Annotated in this window: 16 protein-coding genes; 1 reads left to right on the forward strand and 15 read right to left on the reverse strand. The window is 70.6% G+C overall.

Features of this window, described 5'->3' with window-relative positions; translation table 11 throughout:
• Window positions 1-82: 82 nt before the first annotated feature.
• The gene (locus tag AB0C28_RS05075; RefSeq protein WP_358073116.1) at window positions 83-790 is read right to left on the reverse strand and encodes an MBL fold metallo-hydrolase; all 708 of its coding nucleotides are present in this window, start codon (window positions 788-790) and stop codon (window positions 83-85) included.
• 94 nt (window positions 791-884) lie between these two features.
• On the opposite strand from AB0C28_RS05075, the gene AB0C28_RS05080 reads away from it, so the two are divergent.
• A complete protein-coding gene (locus tag AB0C28_RS05080; RefSeq protein WP_357838262.1) occupies window positions 885-1,415 on the forward strand; it encodes a WHG domain-containing protein in 531 nt (176 codons plus the stop codon).
• A gap of 70 nt (window positions 1,416-1,485) precedes the next feature.
• Here AB0C28_RS05080 and AB0C28_RS05085 read toward each other — a convergent pair whose 3' ends face one another.
• The 14 genes from AB0C28_RS05085 to nikB form a co-directional block, all read right to left on the reverse strand.
• Window positions 1,486-1,962: a helix-turn-helix domain-containing protein gene (locus AB0C28_RS05085; RefSeq protein ID WP_358073117.1), complete on the reverse strand. Its 477-nt coding sequence runs from the start codon at window positions 1,960-1,962 to the stop codon at window positions 1,486-1,488.
• A 45-nt stretch (window positions 1,963-2,007) separates the two neighbouring features.
• Window positions 2,008-3,096 carry an MBL fold metallo-hydrolase gene (locus AB0C28_RS05090; RefSeq protein ID WP_358073118.1) on the reverse strand — a complete coding sequence of 363 codons (1,089 nt, stop codon included), beginning with the start codon at window positions 3,094-3,096 and terminating at the stop codon, window positions 2,008-2,010.
• A 207-nt stretch (window positions 3,097-3,303) separates the two neighbouring features.
• Complete coding sequence (locus AB0C28_RS05095; protein ID WP_346114276.1) at window positions 3,304-3,777, reverse strand: MarR family transcriptional regulator; 474 nt, start codon at window positions 3,775-3,777, stop codon at window positions 3,304-3,306.
• A 37-nt stretch (window positions 3,778-3,814) separates the two neighbouring features.
• Window positions 3,815-4,687, reverse strand: coding sequence for an alpha/beta fold hydrolase (locus AB0C28_RS05100; RefSeq protein WP_358073119.1), 873 nt, complete (start codon window positions 4,685-4,687; stop codon window positions 3,815-3,817).
• A gap of 21 nt (window positions 4,688-4,708) precedes the next feature.
• The gene (locus AB0C28_RS05105; protein ID WP_358073120.1) at window positions 4,709-5,545 is read right to left on the reverse strand and encodes an alpha/beta hydrolase; all 837 of its coding nucleotides are present in this window, start codon (window positions 5,543-5,545) and stop codon (window positions 4,709-4,711) included.
• A 10-nt stretch (window positions 5,546-5,555) separates the two neighbouring features.
• The gene (locus tag AB0C28_RS05110; protein WP_358073121.1) at window positions 5,556-6,401 is read right to left on the reverse strand and encodes an MBL fold metallo-hydrolase; all 846 of its coding nucleotides are present in this window, start codon (window positions 6,399-6,401) and stop codon (window positions 5,556-5,558) included.
• A gap of 184 nt (window positions 6,402-6,585) precedes the next feature.
• The gene (locus AB0C28_RS05115; protein ID WP_358073122.1) at window positions 6,586-7,791 is read right to left on the reverse strand and encodes a phospholipase D-like domain-containing protein; all 1,206 of its coding nucleotides are present in this window, start codon (window positions 7,789-7,791) and stop codon (window positions 6,586-6,588) included.
• A gap of 59 nt (window positions 7,792-7,850) precedes the next feature.
• Window positions 7,851-9,362: an ABC transporter substrate-binding protein gene (locus AB0C28_RS05120; RefSeq protein ID WP_357838239.1), complete on the reverse strand. Its 1,512-nt coding sequence runs from the start codon at window positions 9,360-9,362 to the stop codon at window positions 7,851-7,853.
• Window positions 9,363-9,383: 21 nt separating this feature from the next.
• Complete coding sequence (locus AB0C28_RS05125; RefSeq protein ID WP_358073123.1) at window positions 9,384-10,178, reverse strand: endonuclease/exonuclease/phosphatase family protein; 795 nt, start codon at window positions 10,176-10,178, stop codon at window positions 9,384-9,386.
• A gap of 16 nt (window positions 10,179-10,194) precedes the next feature.
• Complete coding sequence (locus tag AB0C28_RS05130) at window positions 10,195-10,833, reverse strand: histidine phosphatase family protein (RefSeq protein WP_357838233.1); 639 nt, start codon at window positions 10,831-10,833, stop codon at window positions 10,195-10,197.
• Window positions 10,834-10,841: 8 nt separating this feature from the next.
• Window positions 10,842-11,855, reverse strand: coding sequence for a dipeptide ABC transporter ATP-binding protein (locus tag AB0C28_RS05135; protein WP_358073124.1), 1,014 nt, complete (start codon window positions 11,853-11,855; stop codon window positions 10,842-10,844).
• On the reverse strand, window positions 11,839-12,843 hold the full coding sequence (locus tag AB0C28_RS05140; protein WP_357838227.1) for an ABC transporter ATP-binding protein: 1,005 nt from the start codon (window positions 12,841-12,843) through the stop codon (window positions 11,839-11,841). Before AB0C28_RS05140 ends, AB0C28_RS05135 begins: the two co-directional genes overlap by 17 nt.
• Complete coding sequence (locus AB0C28_RS05145; RefSeq protein ID WP_357838224.1) at window positions 12,843-13,772, reverse strand: ABC transporter permease; 930 nt, start codon at window positions 13,770-13,772, stop codon at window positions 12,843-12,845. The genes AB0C28_RS05140 and AB0C28_RS05145 overlap by 1 nt, the downstream gene beginning before the upstream one ends.
• Before the next feature lie 2 nt (window positions 13,773-13,774).
• A complete protein-coding gene (gene nikB, locus AB0C28_RS05150; protein ID WP_357838221.1) occupies window positions 13,775-14,698 on the reverse strand; it encodes a nickel ABC transporter permease in 924 nt (307 codons plus the stop codon).
• Between the last annotated feature and the right edge of the window lie 365 nt (window positions 14,699-15,063).

Consider the following 15,063-nt stretch of genomic DNA (forward strand, 5'->3'; position numbering starts at 1 on the left):
TCCCGGCACCTGGCTGTACGGCGTGCCCGGAGCGTCCCCGCCCTCGCTGATCGGCGGGCGGCGTACGGCGTGCCGGGGCGGCTCAAGCCTTCCTGATCGTCTCGCCCACCTCGGCGGGTGAGACACGCCAGGGAGCGCCGTGGCCGGGAAGCACCCAGGACGCCTTCAGCCCGGCGATCCGGTCGAGCGAGGCGAGCGCTTCCGCCGGGTCGTCGGTGAAGGGGGCGGGCTGCGGGCCCACGCGCCCGGTGAGCACGTGCCGCGTGGTCAGCGCGTCGCCGACGAAGACCGCGTCGGCCACCGGCACGTGCACCGCCACGCTTCCCGGCGAGTGCCCCGGCATGCCGATGATCACTGGGCTGCCCGGCAGGTCGAGGACGTCGCCGTCGCCGATCTCGACGACCTCCTTGACGTAGCGCGTACGCAGGCCGTTCTTGCCGACGGAGTAGCCGAAGAAGCCGAGCGTCGGGCCGATCCGCATGGGGCCGAGAGCGGTCTTGGGCTTCTCTCCCGTACGGGTGCGGACGGCGTCGGCGGCGTGCACGAACACCGGCACGCCGTGATCGCGCCGCAGGCGTTCGGCGAAGCCGATGTGGTCGGAGTCACCGTGGGTCAGCACGAGCCCGCGGATGTTCTCGACCGATTTGCCCAGGGAGCGGAGTTCGTGCTGAAGGTCCCGCCAGTGGCCGGGCAGTCCGGCGTCGATGAGCGTGATGCCGTCGGGGGTGTCGACGAGATAGCACGCCACAAGATCGTTACCGAGGCGGTGCAGGTTGGGCGCGAGTTTCATGGTCTTCTTCCCCAAGGTGGACGGGACTGTTGATAGCTACGATAATTAGCTATGATGGCTAACGTCAATAGCTTTCCCCTCGGGAGGATCAACGGTGCCGACCCCAGTGAAGACCTCGCTCGACCGCATCGTCGCCGCCGGACGCGACCTGCTGGAGGAGGGCGGCGGTCAGAAGCTGACGATGCAGAACGTCGCCGCGAAGGTCGGAGTGCGCGCCCCGTCCCTCTACAAACACGTCGCCAACCACGCGGCGCTGCTGACCGCCGTCGCCGAGGCCACCATCGAGGACCTGATCACCCGGTTGGAGGCCACCGACGGGTCGATCGACGCGCTGGGGCGCTGCTACCGCCGGTTCGCCCAGGACTGGCCGGCCGGGTTCCGGCTGATGCTCACCGCGGACGTGGCGCCCGAGGTCCGCGCCCGCGTGGCCGATCCGGTGCTGCGCGTCTCCAGGGAGATCGTGGGCGAACAGCATGCGCTCGAAGCCGCCCGCTTGCTGACGGCGTGGATCACCGGCTTCATCGAGATGGAACTCCTCGGCGCCTTCAAGCTCGGGGGCGACGTCGAGCAGGCCTTCGAGTACGGCCTGGCCGGCATGCGCCGCGCGCTGGCGCCCGATCACTAGGTAGGGGCAGGGCCGTGAGCGCCCCTCCCTCAAGAAGGGGCGCCGGCGCCGGAGCGCTCGGTCCGAGCCGTCAGGAGGTGATCAGGCCTGGGCCCGCCCGGACCTCCATCTCCTCCAGCGTCACCTCATGGCCCTCCGCGCACACCAGACGGACCCCCACGTCAGCCCCGCATCCCCGATGCACCGAGCGCAGCGCCGGCCCCGCGGCGTCGGCCGCCCACGCGTCGCCCCATTCGCGCAGCGCCGCGATCACCGGGAACAGGGCCCGGCCCTTGCCTGTCAGCTGGTACTCGTAGCGAGTCCGCTGGCCGGGCTCGCGATACGGCACCCGTTCCAGCAGCCCCAGCGCCGTCAGCTCCTTCAGTCGCGCCGCCACCGCGGGCTCGCCGACCTCCACCCGGCGGACGAAGTCGTCGAACCGCCGGGCGCCGAAGAACGCCTCGCGCAGCACCAGCACCGCGGAACGCGAACCGATCACCTCGAACGCCCGCGCGATCGAGCAGTTCTCCATCGACCACGCGTCCCGATTCTCCAGCACACTCCCCATGTCCCTCATTGTACCGAGCTGACTTTTGTCGAGGCTAGTCTGTCCTTACGGGTGGATGCCGAAGGCGCCGAGGACGCCCTGGTCGATGCGGGCGGAGTTGACCAGGGCCGCCGCGTTGGAGGTGGTGAAGACGTCCGCGCCGGCGAGCAGCCCGCTGTACTTCGCGACGACCGGGGCGGCGGCCTGCGCGGCGGCGGCGTCGAGATACGACTTGAAGACGGCCCAGGCGTTGCCGGTGGGGCCGTACTTGGCGAAGAACGGTGTGGGATCCAGCTTGCCGATGGTCGTACGGGTGCTGCTGGACAGGTCCCGCACGTAGTCGCGTTGCAGGGTCACGTCGGAGCGCCTGCCGAGGCGCCCGAGATGCCCGCCGACCAGTGTGCTCCATGAGCTCGCCAGCACCGTGTCATGGGCGGCGATCCACGCCGGGATGTCCTGCGACTCGGCGAGGTTCTTGAACGGCACCCAGCCGGGGAAGATCACGTCCACCACCATCAGCGTCGCCGCGGACGGCACGTGGATGAAGATGTTGTCGGGGCTGTGGTTGGGGCCGTGGTAGGTGAGCACCAGCCGCTCGCCGCCCACCCGCAGCTCGTGGCGGTCGTCGAACGTGACGGCCGGGAGCGGGCGGTTTGCGTCCCTGGCGGTCTTGAGCAGGCGCTTGGTCTCCGAGTGCGCGACGCGGGTGACGCCGCTGCCGAAGATCGAGGCGGCGCCGATGTGGTCGGCGTGCGAGTGCGAGTAGACCAGGTGCGTCACGCGGCTGGGCCGGTGGCGGGCCTTGGTGACCTCCTCGATCGCGCGCAGCAGGTTCTTGCCGATGGTGGGCGGCGCGTCCACGACCACGACGCCTTCGGTCGTGGTCAGGAACATGGCCTGGTAGAAGCCGTCGGTGACCCAGTACAGGTTCCCACGCACGCGTTCCACGAAATATCCGGACTCGTTGACGGCTGGGCCCAGGGCGCCGGCCGGCACGGGCGCGTAGTCCGGCAGCTCGCCCGCCGCGGCCGAGGCGGCGGACGCGGCACGGGGCAGGCCGAGACCAAGGAGGCCGGCCGCGGCGGGAACGGCGGCCGCGACGGAGGCCCGCCGCAGGAAGGCGCGCCGATCGGAGGAAGTGGGGGAGGAGGTCATGATGCGCTCCAAGTAGTTGCGTTGTGAAATAGTTTCCGCCCGTAGATGGCAGAAGTGGAGTCGGGATTGCTGGTCGGGAGTCGCTAGAGTGCGCGGCTATCCCAGGATGAAGCCGGTGTACGATCGTCAGTATGCGCCAGATTAGTTGCGGAAGCAAGCAACTATATGCCGACAGGCATCCCGCCGCCGGAAGCAGGATCGGGTCGGTCAGTCGTCGCCCGCGGCCTCGCGTAGCGCCACCAGGACCCGGGAGAGCGCCTCCGTCATCGTCCGCATCTCACTCCTCGTGACATGGTCGAAGACCAGCGAACGCACCCGGGCGAGATGTCCCGGATAGGCCGCCGCCAGCACGGCCGCGCCGGCCGGGGCGATGGCCGCGAGCGAACTGCGCGCGTCCTGCTCGGACTTGCGCCGCGTCACCAGCGAGCGGCGGACCAGGTCGTCGACGACCCGGCTGATCCGGCTGCGGGACAGCGCGGTCGCCTGGGCGAGCTCCCCCATGCGCAGCTCGCCGTCCGGCGCCTCGGACAGCGCGACGAGGACCGAGTACTCGGTCATCCCCACCTGGGCCTCCCGGGTGAACTGCTCGTCGAGCAGGCGCGGGAGTCGTACGAGCACTTCGATGAGGGAGCGCCAGAGGATCTCCTCTTCGCGGTCCAGGCCGGTCACCGGGGTCGTCATCCGAGCAGGTTACCCTCTCAGTTGCGCCCGGCCGCAACTATCTCGGCAGGTCGGCGAGGAACCGTACGACCTGCCGCACGACCTCAGGATCGCGGAGGATCCGCTGGTGGCCCAGCCCCTCGGTGCGCAGCAGCTCGGCTCGCGGCCACGCCTTCGTGATCGCCTCCGCGCCGCCCAGATCCACGACCTGGTCGTCCCGGTCGTGCACGACCAGGAGCGGGGGCAGCTCGCTCCGGGCCGCGGCCCGGGCCGCGACATCGAGGTCGGACATCGGCCGGCCGTTGCGGCGCTCCACCCGTTCGAGCAGGCCGGCCCGGACGCGCTCGCCGAGGCCGAGCACGCGGCCGAACGTGCCGGCGAACGCGAGCGGGCTCGCCATCGGCGCGACGAGAGCGACCCGACCCGCCGGCACGCCGTCCAGGACGACCAGCGCGGCGGCGGCGCCCCCGAGCGAATACCCCACGATCCCGTACGCCGGCCCGCACTCGGCGATCAGGCACCTGAGCGCCTCGGCGAACTCGGCCGCCACCGCCCGCCGCCGCCCGTGCACGCCCGGGGCCGAGGCGCCGTGGCTGGGCGCGTCGAGCGCCACGACGCGGTAACCGGCCTTGATGAGCGGAGGGATGAACGTCTCGAACCGCCCACGCGAGCCGCCCCACCCGTGCATCAGGTAGACGGTCGGCCCGTCGCCCCAGATCTCGGCGGCCACGGCCCGGCGGTTGACGGAGACGGTGATCCGTTTTCCGGGCAGGACGTTCGCCGGTCTGACCGTGCGGCGCGGCACGGTGCACCACAGCCGCTCGGCCAGCGCCGAGCCGGGCCCCGGCGCCACGCGCTCCAGGACCGCGAACGTCGTCCGCAGGGTGATGAAGGCCAAGAAACCGCTGACCTTGCGCGATAAGGCACGCATGTTGCTCCCTTTCCGCAGCGGTCAGCGCAGGAAGGCCAGGACTTCCCGGCCGAAGTCCTCGACGTGCTGGAACAGGAAGCCGTGACCGGCGTCGCCGTAGATCACCAGCTTGCTGTTCGGCAGCTTCTGCGACATCACCCAGCTGCCCCAGGCGTCGATCATGACGTCGTGCGCGCCGTTGGCCACCAGGATCGGCAGCGTCAGCTCCTCGATCCGGTCCCAGTACCCGCCGAACGTGGCGGCGGCCCGCATCTGCGCGGCGAGCGCCGCCGGGCTGACGCCCGCCTTGGTCTCGCTCAGCCGGGTGTCGAGGCGGCGCAGCGACCGCAGGCCCGCCGCCCGGCCCGCCTCGTCCTCGGGGAAGAAGAGGTAGAGGAAGTCGTCGTCCACGTTCTCCGGCTTGGTCGCGGTCAGCCACGTCTTCTCGCTCATCCGCGGCATGTCCGGAATCGCGCCGCCCGGCCCGCTGCCGGCGATGACGAGGCGCCGGACGAGGTGGGGCCGGCGAAGGGTGACGCCTTGGGAGACGTACCCGCCCAGGGACCAGCCCAGCAGATCGACCTCGCTCAGACCGAGCCCGTCGAGGAAGTCGATGACGCCTTCGGCCAGACCTTCGACGGAGTCGGCCGGCTCACCCGTGGAGTGACCGAGGCCGCGGTTGTCGAAGACGATGACGTCGCGCTCGGCGGCCAGGACGTCCAGCAGCGCCGGGTCCCAGTAGTCGATGGTGCCGCGGAAGCGCAGCACCATGACCAGCGGCACGCCTCCGGTGGGGCCAAGGCGGCGGTAGCCGTAGGTGGCGGTGGCGGTGGTGAGGTGACGCGTCTCGGCCTGGTCGGCCGCGTACGAAGTGGTCATGATCGACTCCTTAACCGTGCGAGACCGGGCGGAGGGCGAGCGCGCCGTTCCAGAGGGCGCCGGGGTTGAGCAGCGCGGGGAACCGTTCGAGCATGGCGTCGAAGAACCCGCGGGCGGTGTCGTGCTCGGCGAGTAGTTCGTCCACCGTGTCGAGATAAAGGCGAGTCTGGGCGATGGCCCGCTGCGCGTCGTCGTCGAGGTCCTTGTTCTTGTGGCCGGCCACGACGAAGCGGGGCCGCAGGCTCTCGACGACGTCGATGGCCTTGCGCCAGGCGTCGATGCCGCCGTCCTTGGACTCGACGAGGAACTGGTGCACGCCGTTGTAGACGACGTCCCCCGCCACGACCAGGTCGAGATCGGGCACGTGCAGCACGCTCGTCTCGTCGGTGTCGCTGTGGCCGACCTCGACGATGCGCAGTTCGTGGCCTTCGAGGTCGAAGCGGTTCCCGTCCGGGACGGTCGCGGTGACGGGCGAGTCGGGGATCTGGCCGGGCAGCAACGCGTCCCAGAACTGCGGGCGGATGGCGACATTGCGCCGCATCTGCTCGATCGTGCCGGCCGAGGCGACCACCTGGGCGCCGAAGCGCTCGGCGAGCAGATCCGCCGTGAACCAGTGATCGCCGTGGCCGTGGGTGGCGAAGATGTGGGTGAGGTTCCTGCCGCTCGCCTCGACCCATCGCGCGACGTCTTCCGCCTGGTCCCGCGTCAGGGGCGGATCGACGAGCACGGCGTCGGCGTCGCCGTGGATCAGCGTGACCGACAGGGGAGAGAACCTCCGCCGGTCGCCGTTGGGCACCCGTTCCTGGACGTTGAGGGCTATGGGCTCGGCGATGAACACGTCGTAACCGAGGGACATGACTGACCTCCCGAACTGTCTCAGGCGCCGTGCCCTCGGGACATCGGGGGCGGGCCTCCTGACTTGTCTCAACACAAGCTAGCTTGCTGGCTACGGTGTGAGCAAGCCAGGGGTGGCGGAACAAGAAAACGGCGCCGGGCGGGTGCCCGGCGCCGTTCCTGATCGGTGTGTCACCCGGCGTGTGTCACCCGGTCTGGGGCGCCGCGCCGGCCTCCCACACCCGGGCGAAGTTGGCGGCGTACGCCCGGACGACGGAGTGTTCGGACAGTTCGACCATCGCCTCGTCGTTGCGTCGCAGCGAGGTGGCGTTGAAGTTGTGGCTGCCGGTCATCACCCAGCTCCGCCCCGGCGCCCGGTCGGTGACCACGATGTACTTGGAGTGGATGCGCCCGGCGGAGGTCGAGCCGTCGAGCACCCGCCGCCCCACGCCGGCCGCGTCCAGCGCTGCGGTGACGGCGTCGTCGGCCAGGCCGTGCACCACGCGCACCTGGCAGCCGGCGCTCACCAGCGCCGCGAGCCGGTCGACGATCGCGAGCCGGGTGTCGTCCCACTCGGACTGGCCGATCTCGACCCGGGTGCCGTTCCCTGGCGCGCAGCGGACCTGGCCGAGCCGCTGCTCGATCGGGTCGCGGTCCGCGACCGGGTAGAACTGGGCGGTGATCCGGCCGCCAGGCCCGGCGGCGCTGACGGTGGTGTCGTAGTCGGGGTTCTGCACCTCGGCGGCGAGGTCGTCGAAGTACTTCCCGTACCCCTGGAAGAGCTTGCGGTTGCCGGGCAGCACGACCAGGTTGTTCCAGTAGCTGGTGGAGTTGACGTCGGTGAGGTTGTTCGAGGCCTGGACGACCACGTCGCGCCGGCCGCCGGTCCGCGAGAAGAGCGAGAACTTGTTGTGCATGCCCTTCGTGCCCTGGCAGGAGGTGGTGTTGCCCTCCGGGCTCATGTGGCCGCAGACGTGCACCCACGAGGCGGCCGACCTGTCGGTGCCGAGGGTGGCGATCAACTGCTCGGCGGCGGGGTTGTCGATCTGGTAGCCGTCGATGACCATGCGCACCTGGACGCCGCGCCGGTACGCGTCGAGCAGCACCGCCACGTAGTCGGCGCCGGCGTCGCCCGAGATGACGAACTCGGCGATCTCGATCGACGACCCGGCCGGGGCCTGCTTGATCAGCGAGCAGATCCGTTCCACGACGGCGGTCGGGGTGCCGGCGACGGGGTCGTTGAAGGCGGCGCCGGTCGTGACCGGCACCTCGGCGGCGTTACGGCAGGCGCTGCGGGCGGGCTCGGGCAGGGCGGCCTGCGCGGCGGGAACGTCGATCGTCTGTACGGACAGAGTGGCGAAGGCGGTCAGGGCGGCGAGCCCGGCCAGGACGGCGGGGCGGATTCGAGGCATGGGTGTTTCCTTGCGCTGTGCTGAGGGTGCTGTGTCGAGGGCGAGGGTGGGCGGAGGCGCTATTCGACGGACACCAGCGAGAAGTCCGGCCGCCCGCTGACCGGCATCTCCAGCCCCTTGACGTTGTCGCGGACGGCGTAGTTGTTCTTCAGGTCCACCGGGAAGATGCCGACCGCCTCATCCCAGATGGTCTTGCTGGCCTGGGCGTACAGAGTCTTGCGCTCGTCCTGGTCCAGGGACGCGCGCGCCTTGGCCAGGATCGAGTCCAGCTCCTTGTTGCAGTAACCCATCCGCTTGGCGTCGCAGGTGTAGAGCCGGTTCAGGGTGAAGTCGGCGTCGCCGGTGCCGGTGGTGTTGGTCTGCAGGTTCATGTCCCAGTTGAGCGCGCCGAAGTCCTTGAGCCAGGTCGCCCGCTCCTTCTCCAGCGGCTGCACCTTGATGCCGACCTTCTCCCAGGACGAGATGAACGCCTGCGCCATGGCCCGGATGTTCGGCCCGCCCGCCAGCGGCCACTGGATCGTGGTGCTGATCCCGTCGGGATGCCCGGCCTCGGCGAGCAGCTTCTTGGCCAGTTCCGGGTCGTAGGCGTACGGCTCCAGCTTGGTCGATCCGAAGACCGCCTGCGTGATCGGCGACTGGGCCACCGTGCCGAGGTCGCCGAACAGGCTGGCGACGACGCCCTTGACGTCGATCGCGTGCAACATGGCCCGGCGGACCTTGACGTCGTCGAACGGCTTGTTGTTCTGGTTGAACCAGATGAAGTAGTAGTTGAAGCTCGGCCCGGTCCCGTACGTGATGCCGTCCACGTCGGACACCTCGGCCACCTGGTCCGGCGGGATCGAGGCGAGCACGTCCACCTCGTCGTTGTTCAGCGCGGTGATCCGGGCCGAGACCTCCGGCATGTTGAGGATCTCCAGCTTGGCCACCTTGGCCTTGGCGCCCCAGTAGGTGTCGTTGCGGCTGAGCTCCACCTTGTCGTCGGGGCTGAACGCGTCGAATGTGAACGGCCCGGTGCCGATCGGCCGCTGCCAGTACGCGTCGCTCGCGACCTTGTCGCCCTGGCCGATGAAGACCAGGGACAGGGTGCTGGGCAGCGTGCCCAGCGGTGCCGAGGTGCGGAACGTCACCGTGCGGTCGTCGGTGGCCTCCACGCCGGTGATGGAGGCGAGCAGCGGGGCCAGCGAGCCCTTGAGGCTGATCAGCCGCTCCACGGACGCCTTGACGTCCTTGGCGGTGAACGGGGTCCCGTCGCTGAAGGTCACCCCGTCGCGCAGGTGGAACACCCACGTCTTGTCGTCGGGGCTCTCCCACGACGTGGCCAGCTTCGGCGCCGGCTGACCGTCCTTCATCACCGTGAGCGTCTCCAGCCCCTGCTGGACGGTGGTCTGAACGGCCTCTTCCGCGGGGAACTGCTGGACGTCGAGCGACACGGGGAACAGCTGCGGCGCGTACCGCAGCACCTGCCCGCCGCCTGCGGCGTCGCCGGCGCCACCGGAGCCGCCGCAGGCCGCGAGGCCGAGCACGAGGGCCATCGCGACGAGGCCGCCCTTGGCCCGGGAACGTGCGATCATTGCCTGTCTCCTTGCTTGGTTCTACGCCGTCACGGACGGCAGGGTGAAGGTCGCGGCGACGGGCTTGTGGTCCGACGGGGCGGTGCCCGCTGAGAAGAAGTCGACGACCTCGCTGGCCCGGGTGGCGATCGGGCCCCTCGCGAAGATCCAGTCGATGGCCTTGGACGGGGACCCCAGAGGTGACAGGCGCGTTCCGCGCTCGGTGACGAACGGCAGCGGCGACACCGGGTGGGTGACCGGCGACGTGCGTCCCAGGGCGGTGAACGAGTCGAGGAAGCCGCTGTTGCCGAGCACCCACAGCGGCTGGCCGATGTCGTTGATGTCCACGGTGAACAGGCAGACCTCGTCGCCGGCGATCTCGTCCAGGGCGGCCGCTACCTGCTCCGCCTGCCCGGTGCGCAGGTTGCGGCGGTCCTCCCGCTCCCGCTCGTGGCCCGGCCAGGTCAGGTGCGCGGTGGCGAACACCAGCGGCCTGGCTCCCTCGGCCCGGGGGCGCAGCCGTACCCAGAACAGCCTGGCGTCGGCGGCGAGGATGCCGACGTCCCGCGTCCCGTACTCCACCAGGTCGAACAGCTCCCGCCGCCACCACAGGTTGCTCTGCGTGCCCCAGCCGGGGAAGTCGTCGTGCACCCGGGCGTGTCCCGGCATGGCCTCGTCCACCACCGCACGTGAGCGCGGGCGGAGCTCCTGGGTGGCGAGGAGGTCGGGCGGCCGGGTGGTGAACAGGTCGCGGATCGCCGGTTCGCGCTGCTCCAGGTGCCAGTCGCCCCACAGGTTGTAGGTCATGGCGACGAAGGTGAACGATCCGGTCAGCATGCTGATCCCTTCCGATTCAGTCGGCCCGCGCGGCCTGCGCGGCCCAGGTGGTCGGCGCGTTGTACTCGACCACCGCGTGGTCCTGCCGCTCGCCCGCGTAGCCGATGACGGTCAGCGAGGTGTTCACCGGCGGGGCGAAGCTGAGATGGCCGGGCACCGGCAGGCGCAGCGCGGCTGCGGCGGCCACCCGGATCGGGCCGCCGTGGGTGAACACCACGACGGTCGCGCCCCCGACCGCTGTGTCCGCCGCCTCGGTGAGCGCCTGCCACACCCGCCGGCGCAGTTCGGCGAACGTCTCGCCGCCGCCGCGCCGCACGTCCTCCCCGCGCCCGACGGCCGCGAGCACGTCCGGGTACTCCGCGGCGATCTCGGTGAACGGCCGCCCGGCCCACGAGCCGATGTCCGCCTCGCGCAGCCGGGCGTCCAGCCTGGCCTCGATGCCGAAGTGACGAACGTACGCCTGCGCCGTGTCCATGGCCCTGGGCAGATCGCTGGAGACGACCAGGTCGGGCGTACCGAAGCGGGCCAGCAGCGCCGCCGCGGCCACGTCGGCCTGTTCGCGACCGGTGGCGGTGAGCCCCGAGTCGGACTGCCCCTGGTAACGCTCCTCGACGTTCCACACCGACTCGCCGTGCCGGACGAGGACGAGACGCACCCGGCCGCTCATCGCGCACCCGCCGAGGCGACCGGCAGTTCGGGGAAGTGACAGGCGGCAGGATGATCGCCCAGCCGATCGACCAGCGCCGGCTCCTCCGTGGCGCACCGTTCCTGCGCCTTCCAGCACCGGGTACGGAACCGGCACCCGGACGGCGGCGACACCGGCGATGGAATGTCACCTTTGAGGAGGATCTGCCGCCGCGGCGGCGCGGCCCAGGGGCGGGGCACCGGCACCGCCGACAACAACGCCTGCGTGTACGGATGCACAGGAGCGGCGAAGATCTGCGCCGTCGTCCCCCTCTCCACGACCTTGCCGAGGTACATCACCGCCACCTCGTCACTGATGTGCCGCACCACGGACAGATCGTGGGCGATGAACAGGAAGCCGAGCCCGAGCTCCCGCTGCAGATCGACGAGCAGGTTCAGCACCTGCGCCTGCACCGAGACGTCCAGCGCCGACACCGCCTCGTCGCAGATCACCAGCCGGGGCCGCAGCGCCAGGGCCCTGGCGACGCCGACCCGCTGGCGCTGTCCGCCGGAGAACTGGTGCGGGTACCGGTCGGCGTGGTCCGGGTTCAGCCCGACCCGGTCCAGCAGGTCCTTCACCTCGGCGGCCCACCGGTCGCGGGGCACCACCCCGGGGTTGATCAGCCACGGCTCGCTGATGATCTGTTCGACGGTGAGCCGGGGGTTGAGCGACGCGTACGGGTCCTGGAAGATCATCTGGATCTGCCGGCGCGCCTGCCGCAGCTCGGCAGGGGGCAGGGTGAGCAGGTCCCGGCCCTCGAAGAGCACCTGGCCTGACTCCGGCGGCTCCAGGCCGATGACGGTCCGGGCGAGCGTGGTCTTGCCCGAGCCGGACTCGCCGACCAGGCCCAGCGTGCGGCCCGCGGGCAGGTCGAACGAGACGCCCGAGACGGCCTGCACGGCTCCCGTCCTGCGCCGCAGCACGCTGGAGCGGATCGGGAAGCTGGTGTGCAGATCTCGTACGGACAGGAGCGGGTCAGCCGGGGACGACATCGGCGGCGACCTCCTTCGCGTGGTGACAGGCGGCGCGGTGCGACTCGGGCCGGCCGGGCACCCGGACGAGCTCCGGCCGCTCGGCGTCACAGACGTCGGTGGCGAAGTCGCACCGGGGCTGGAACGGGCAGCTCGCGGACAGCCGGGTGAGGTCAGGCGGCGAGCCCTTGATGGGCGTCAGCCGTTCGCGCGGCCCGTCCAGCGCCGGGATCGAGGCCATCAGCCCGCGTGTGTACGGATGCCCGGTCGTCTCGTAGACCTCGCGCAGCCCGCCGGTCTCCACCACGCGGCCCGCGTACATGAGCATGACCCGGTCGGCGACGCCGGCCACCACGCCCAGGTCGTGGCTGATGAGGATCATCGCCATGCGGTGCTCCGCCTTGAGCTCGGCGAGCAGCGCCATGACCTGCGCCTGGACCGTGACGTCCAGCGCGGTCGTGGGCTCGTCCGCGATGAGCACGCGCGGCTGCAGGGCGATGGCCATCGCGATCATCACGCGCTGCCGCATGCCGCCGGAGAACTGGTGCGGATAGTCGTCCACCCTGCGCTCCGCCGCCGGGATGCCGACCCGGTCCATCAGCTCGATCGCCCGGCGCCGCGCCTCGGCACGGGAGGCGCCGCGCCGGCGCCGGAACAGCTCGCCGATCTGCGCGCCGACCCGGAACACCGGGTTGAGCGAGCTGAGCGGGTCCTGGAAGACCATCGCCAGGTCGGTCCCGTTGAGCCGGCGGCGGTCGGCGCGCGGGCGGGTCAGCAGATCGGTGCCGGCGTAGACGATCCGGCCGCCGGTCACCTCGCCCGCCGGGCGCGGGACCAGCCCCATCAGGGCCTGGGCGGTGACGCTCTTGCCGCTGCCGGTCTCACCCAGGATGGCCAGGGTCTCCCCTTCGGCCAGGTCGAAGCTCACCCGGTCGACGGCGGTGACGGTGCCCGCCCGGGTGCGGAAGCGTACCGTCAGGTCCTGCACCGACAGCAGTGGGTCGTCCATCACATGCTCCTCAGCCGCGGGTCGAAGCGGTCGCGCAGCGCGTCGCCCAGCACGCCGAAACTGATCACCAGGACGGCCAGGCCGATGCCGGGGATCGTGGAGATCCACCACGCGTTGGACAGGTAGTCGCGGCCGTTGGCGATGGTCAGCCCCCAGCTCGGCGTGCTGGCCGGGGTGCCGAGGCCGAGAAAGCTCAGCGACGCCTCGGCCAGGATCACGTGGCCCAGCTCCACCGTCGCGACCACCAGGATCGGCGCCGTCACCGACGGCAGGATGCTGCGCGTCACCAGGTGCCAGGTCCGCGCGCCGAGAGTGCGGGTGGCGTCGACGAAGTCGCGGCTCTTGAGCCCGAGCACCTGGCTGCGGGTGACCCGGGCGAACGTCACCCAGTTGGAGATGGACAGGACGATGACGACGTTCACCACGCTGGGCCCGAGGATCGAGGCGATGAAGATGGCCAGCAGGATCGACGGGAAGGTGAGCTGGATGTCGGCCAGCCGCATCAGCACCATGTCGAGCCAGCCGCCGAAGTACCCGGCGGCGACGCCGGCCGCGACGCCGATGACGCCGGCCAGGACCAGGGTCGCCACGCCGACGGTGATCGACACCCGGGCGCCCTGCAACATCTGGGCGAACACGTCCTGCCCGACCTGGTCGGTGCCGAAGATCGCGGTGTGCCCGTCCGGCAGGACGAAGCCGGGCGGTTTCAGCCGGGAGCCGAGGTCGGTGGCGACCGCGTTGAACTCCAGCACCATCGGGCCGACCACCGCGGCGACCACGTAGAGGGCGACCACCGCCAGCGAGACGATGATGCGCAGCCGCCCGATCCTGACCCGGCTTCGGCCCGCCGCCGGGCGGGCGTCGCCGGCGGGGTTCTCGCCGGGGAGCGGGGCGTTCTGGGGCAGAACCTGCCCGGTCGACCTGTCCATGGTCACCGTCCCAGCCGAATGCGCGGATCGAGGTAGCCGTACAGGACGTCCACGACCAGGTTGATCAGGACGAAGCCGCCGGCGATCAGCAGGATCGCGGCCTGCACCACGTTGTAGTCGCGGGCCGAGATGGAGTCGATAAGCAGCCGTCCGACGCCGGGCCAGGAGAAGACCGTCTCCACGATGACCGCGCCGCCGAGCAGCTTGCCGAATTCGAGCCCGGCCACCGTGACGATCGGGATCAGCGCGTTGCGGATGGCGTGCTGGGAGATGACCAGCCGCTCCGGCAGGCCCTTGGCCCGCGCGGTCTGGACGTAGTTCTCGTGCACGACGTCGAGCAGGCCGCTGCGGGTCAGCCGGATCAGCACCGCGACCAGTGGCAGCGCGAGCGTGACGCCCGGCAGGATCAGCCGGTCGAGGCCGCCGTACCCGCCGCTGGCCAGCACGTGCAGCTGTCTGGCGAAGACCAGGATGAACATGATCCCGATCCAGAACGACGGCATGGACTGGGAGAGCAGCGCGAACACCGAGACCACCCGGTCGGCCAGGCGGTTCACCCGCAGCGCGCCGACCACGCCGAGCGCGATGCCGAGCACCAGGCCGATCAGCATCGCCACGACCGCCAGTTGCAGGGTGAGCGGGAACTTCTCCGTCACCAGGCCCATGGCGTCACTGTGGTAGCGGTAGGAGTCGCCGAAGTCGAAGCGGGCCACGTCGCCGAGATAGATCCCGTACTGCACCGCCAAGGGCCGGTTCAGCCCCATCTGCTCGCGTAACTGGGCGATCTCGGCCTGGGTGGCGTCGGAGCCGAGGATGAGCTGGGCCGGATCGCCGGGAACCAGCCGGAGCACCAGGAACACAATGGTCACGGCGCCCCACAGCACGAAGACGGCGAACAGCGCGCGCCGGATGAAGTACGCGGTCATGGCCGGTCCGATCGCGGTCGGTCGGCGTCCCGTTTCAGCATCGCCAGGCAACTCCTGGGTGAGCCATGACGCGGCAGGCGTCTGGCGGTGACGGCTTGAGGGTGGGGGATGGCCCGGCCCGCAGAGCCGGCCGGACTTCTGGAGGGTGGTCCACAGAGGCGGCGAGCCGTCGGCCGCAGGGGAGCGGCAGGATGACCGGCTCGCAAACATTAACGTTAATGCGATTGGTGGCTGATGCTAGGACCGAGGACTCTGATCGTCAAGGGTCCGGCTCGTCTCTTCTGCCTGTCGGCGGGCTCGATGAGCTCTCTGCTATGCCTGTGACCTGCATAAATGAGAATCACGATGGAGTCTGGCGGGACGTG

This window comes from Nonomuraea sp. NPDC048892 (assembly GCF_040649735.1).
GTDB lineage: Bacteria > Actinomycetota > Actinomycetes > Streptosporangiales > Streptosporangiaceae > Nonomuraea > Nonomuraea maheshkhaliensis.

Coding starts and splice junctions, on each gene's coding strand:
- AB0C28_RS05075 (WP_358073116.1), bottom strand. CDS start 790: ATGAAACTCGCGCCCAACCTGCACCGCCTCGGTAACGATCTTGTGGCG.
- AB0C28_RS05085 (WP_358073117.1), bottom strand. CDS start 1,962: ATGGGGAGTGTGCTGGAGAATCGGGACGCGTGGTCGATGGAGAACTGC.
- AB0C28_RS05090 (WP_358073118.1), bottom strand. CDS start 3,096: ATGACCTCCTCCCCCACTTCCTCCGATCGGCGCGCCTTCCTGCGGCGG.
- AB0C28_RS05095 (WP_346114276.1), bottom strand. CDS start 3,777: ATGACGACCCCGGTGACCGGCCTGGACCGCGAAGAGGAGATCCTCTGG.
- AB0C28_RS05100 (WP_358073119.1), bottom strand. CDS start 4,687: ATGCGTGCCTTATCGCGCAAGGTCAGCGGTTTCTTGGCCTTCATCACC.
- AB0C28_RS05105 (WP_358073120.1), bottom strand. CDS start 5,545: ATGACCACTTCGTACGCGGCCGACCAGGCCGAGACGCGTCACCTCACC.
- AB0C28_RS05110 (WP_358073121.1), bottom strand. CDS start 6,401: ATGTCCCTCGGTTACGACGTGTTCATCGCCGAGCCCATAGCCCTCAAC.
- AB0C28_RS05115 (WP_358073122.1), bottom strand. CDS start 7,791: ATGCCTCGAATCCGCCCCGCCGTCCTGGCCGGGCTCGCCGCCCTGACC.
- AB0C28_RS05120 (WP_357838239.1), bottom strand. CDS start 9,362: ATGATCGCACGTTCCCGGGCCAAGGGCGGCCTCGTCGCGATGGCCCTC.
- AB0C28_RS05125 (WP_358073123.1), bottom strand. CDS start 10,178: ATGCTGACCGGATCGTTCACCTTCGTCGCCATGACCTACAACCTGTGG.
- AB0C28_RS05135 (WP_358073124.1), bottom strand. CDS start 11,855: ATGTCGTCCCCGGCTGACCCGCTCCTGTCCGTACGAGATCTGCACACC.
- AB0C28_RS05140 (WP_357838227.1), bottom strand. CDS start 12,843: ATGGACGACCCACTGCTGTCGGTGCAGGACCTGACGGTACGCTTCCGC.
- AB0C28_RS05145 (WP_357838224.1), bottom strand. CDS start 13,772: ATGGACAGGTCGACCGGGCAGGTTCTGCCCCAGAACGCCCCGCTCCCC.
- nikB (WP_357838221.1), bottom strand. CDS start 14,698: ATGACCGCGTACTTCATCCGGCGCGCGCTGTTCGCCGTCTTCGTGCTG.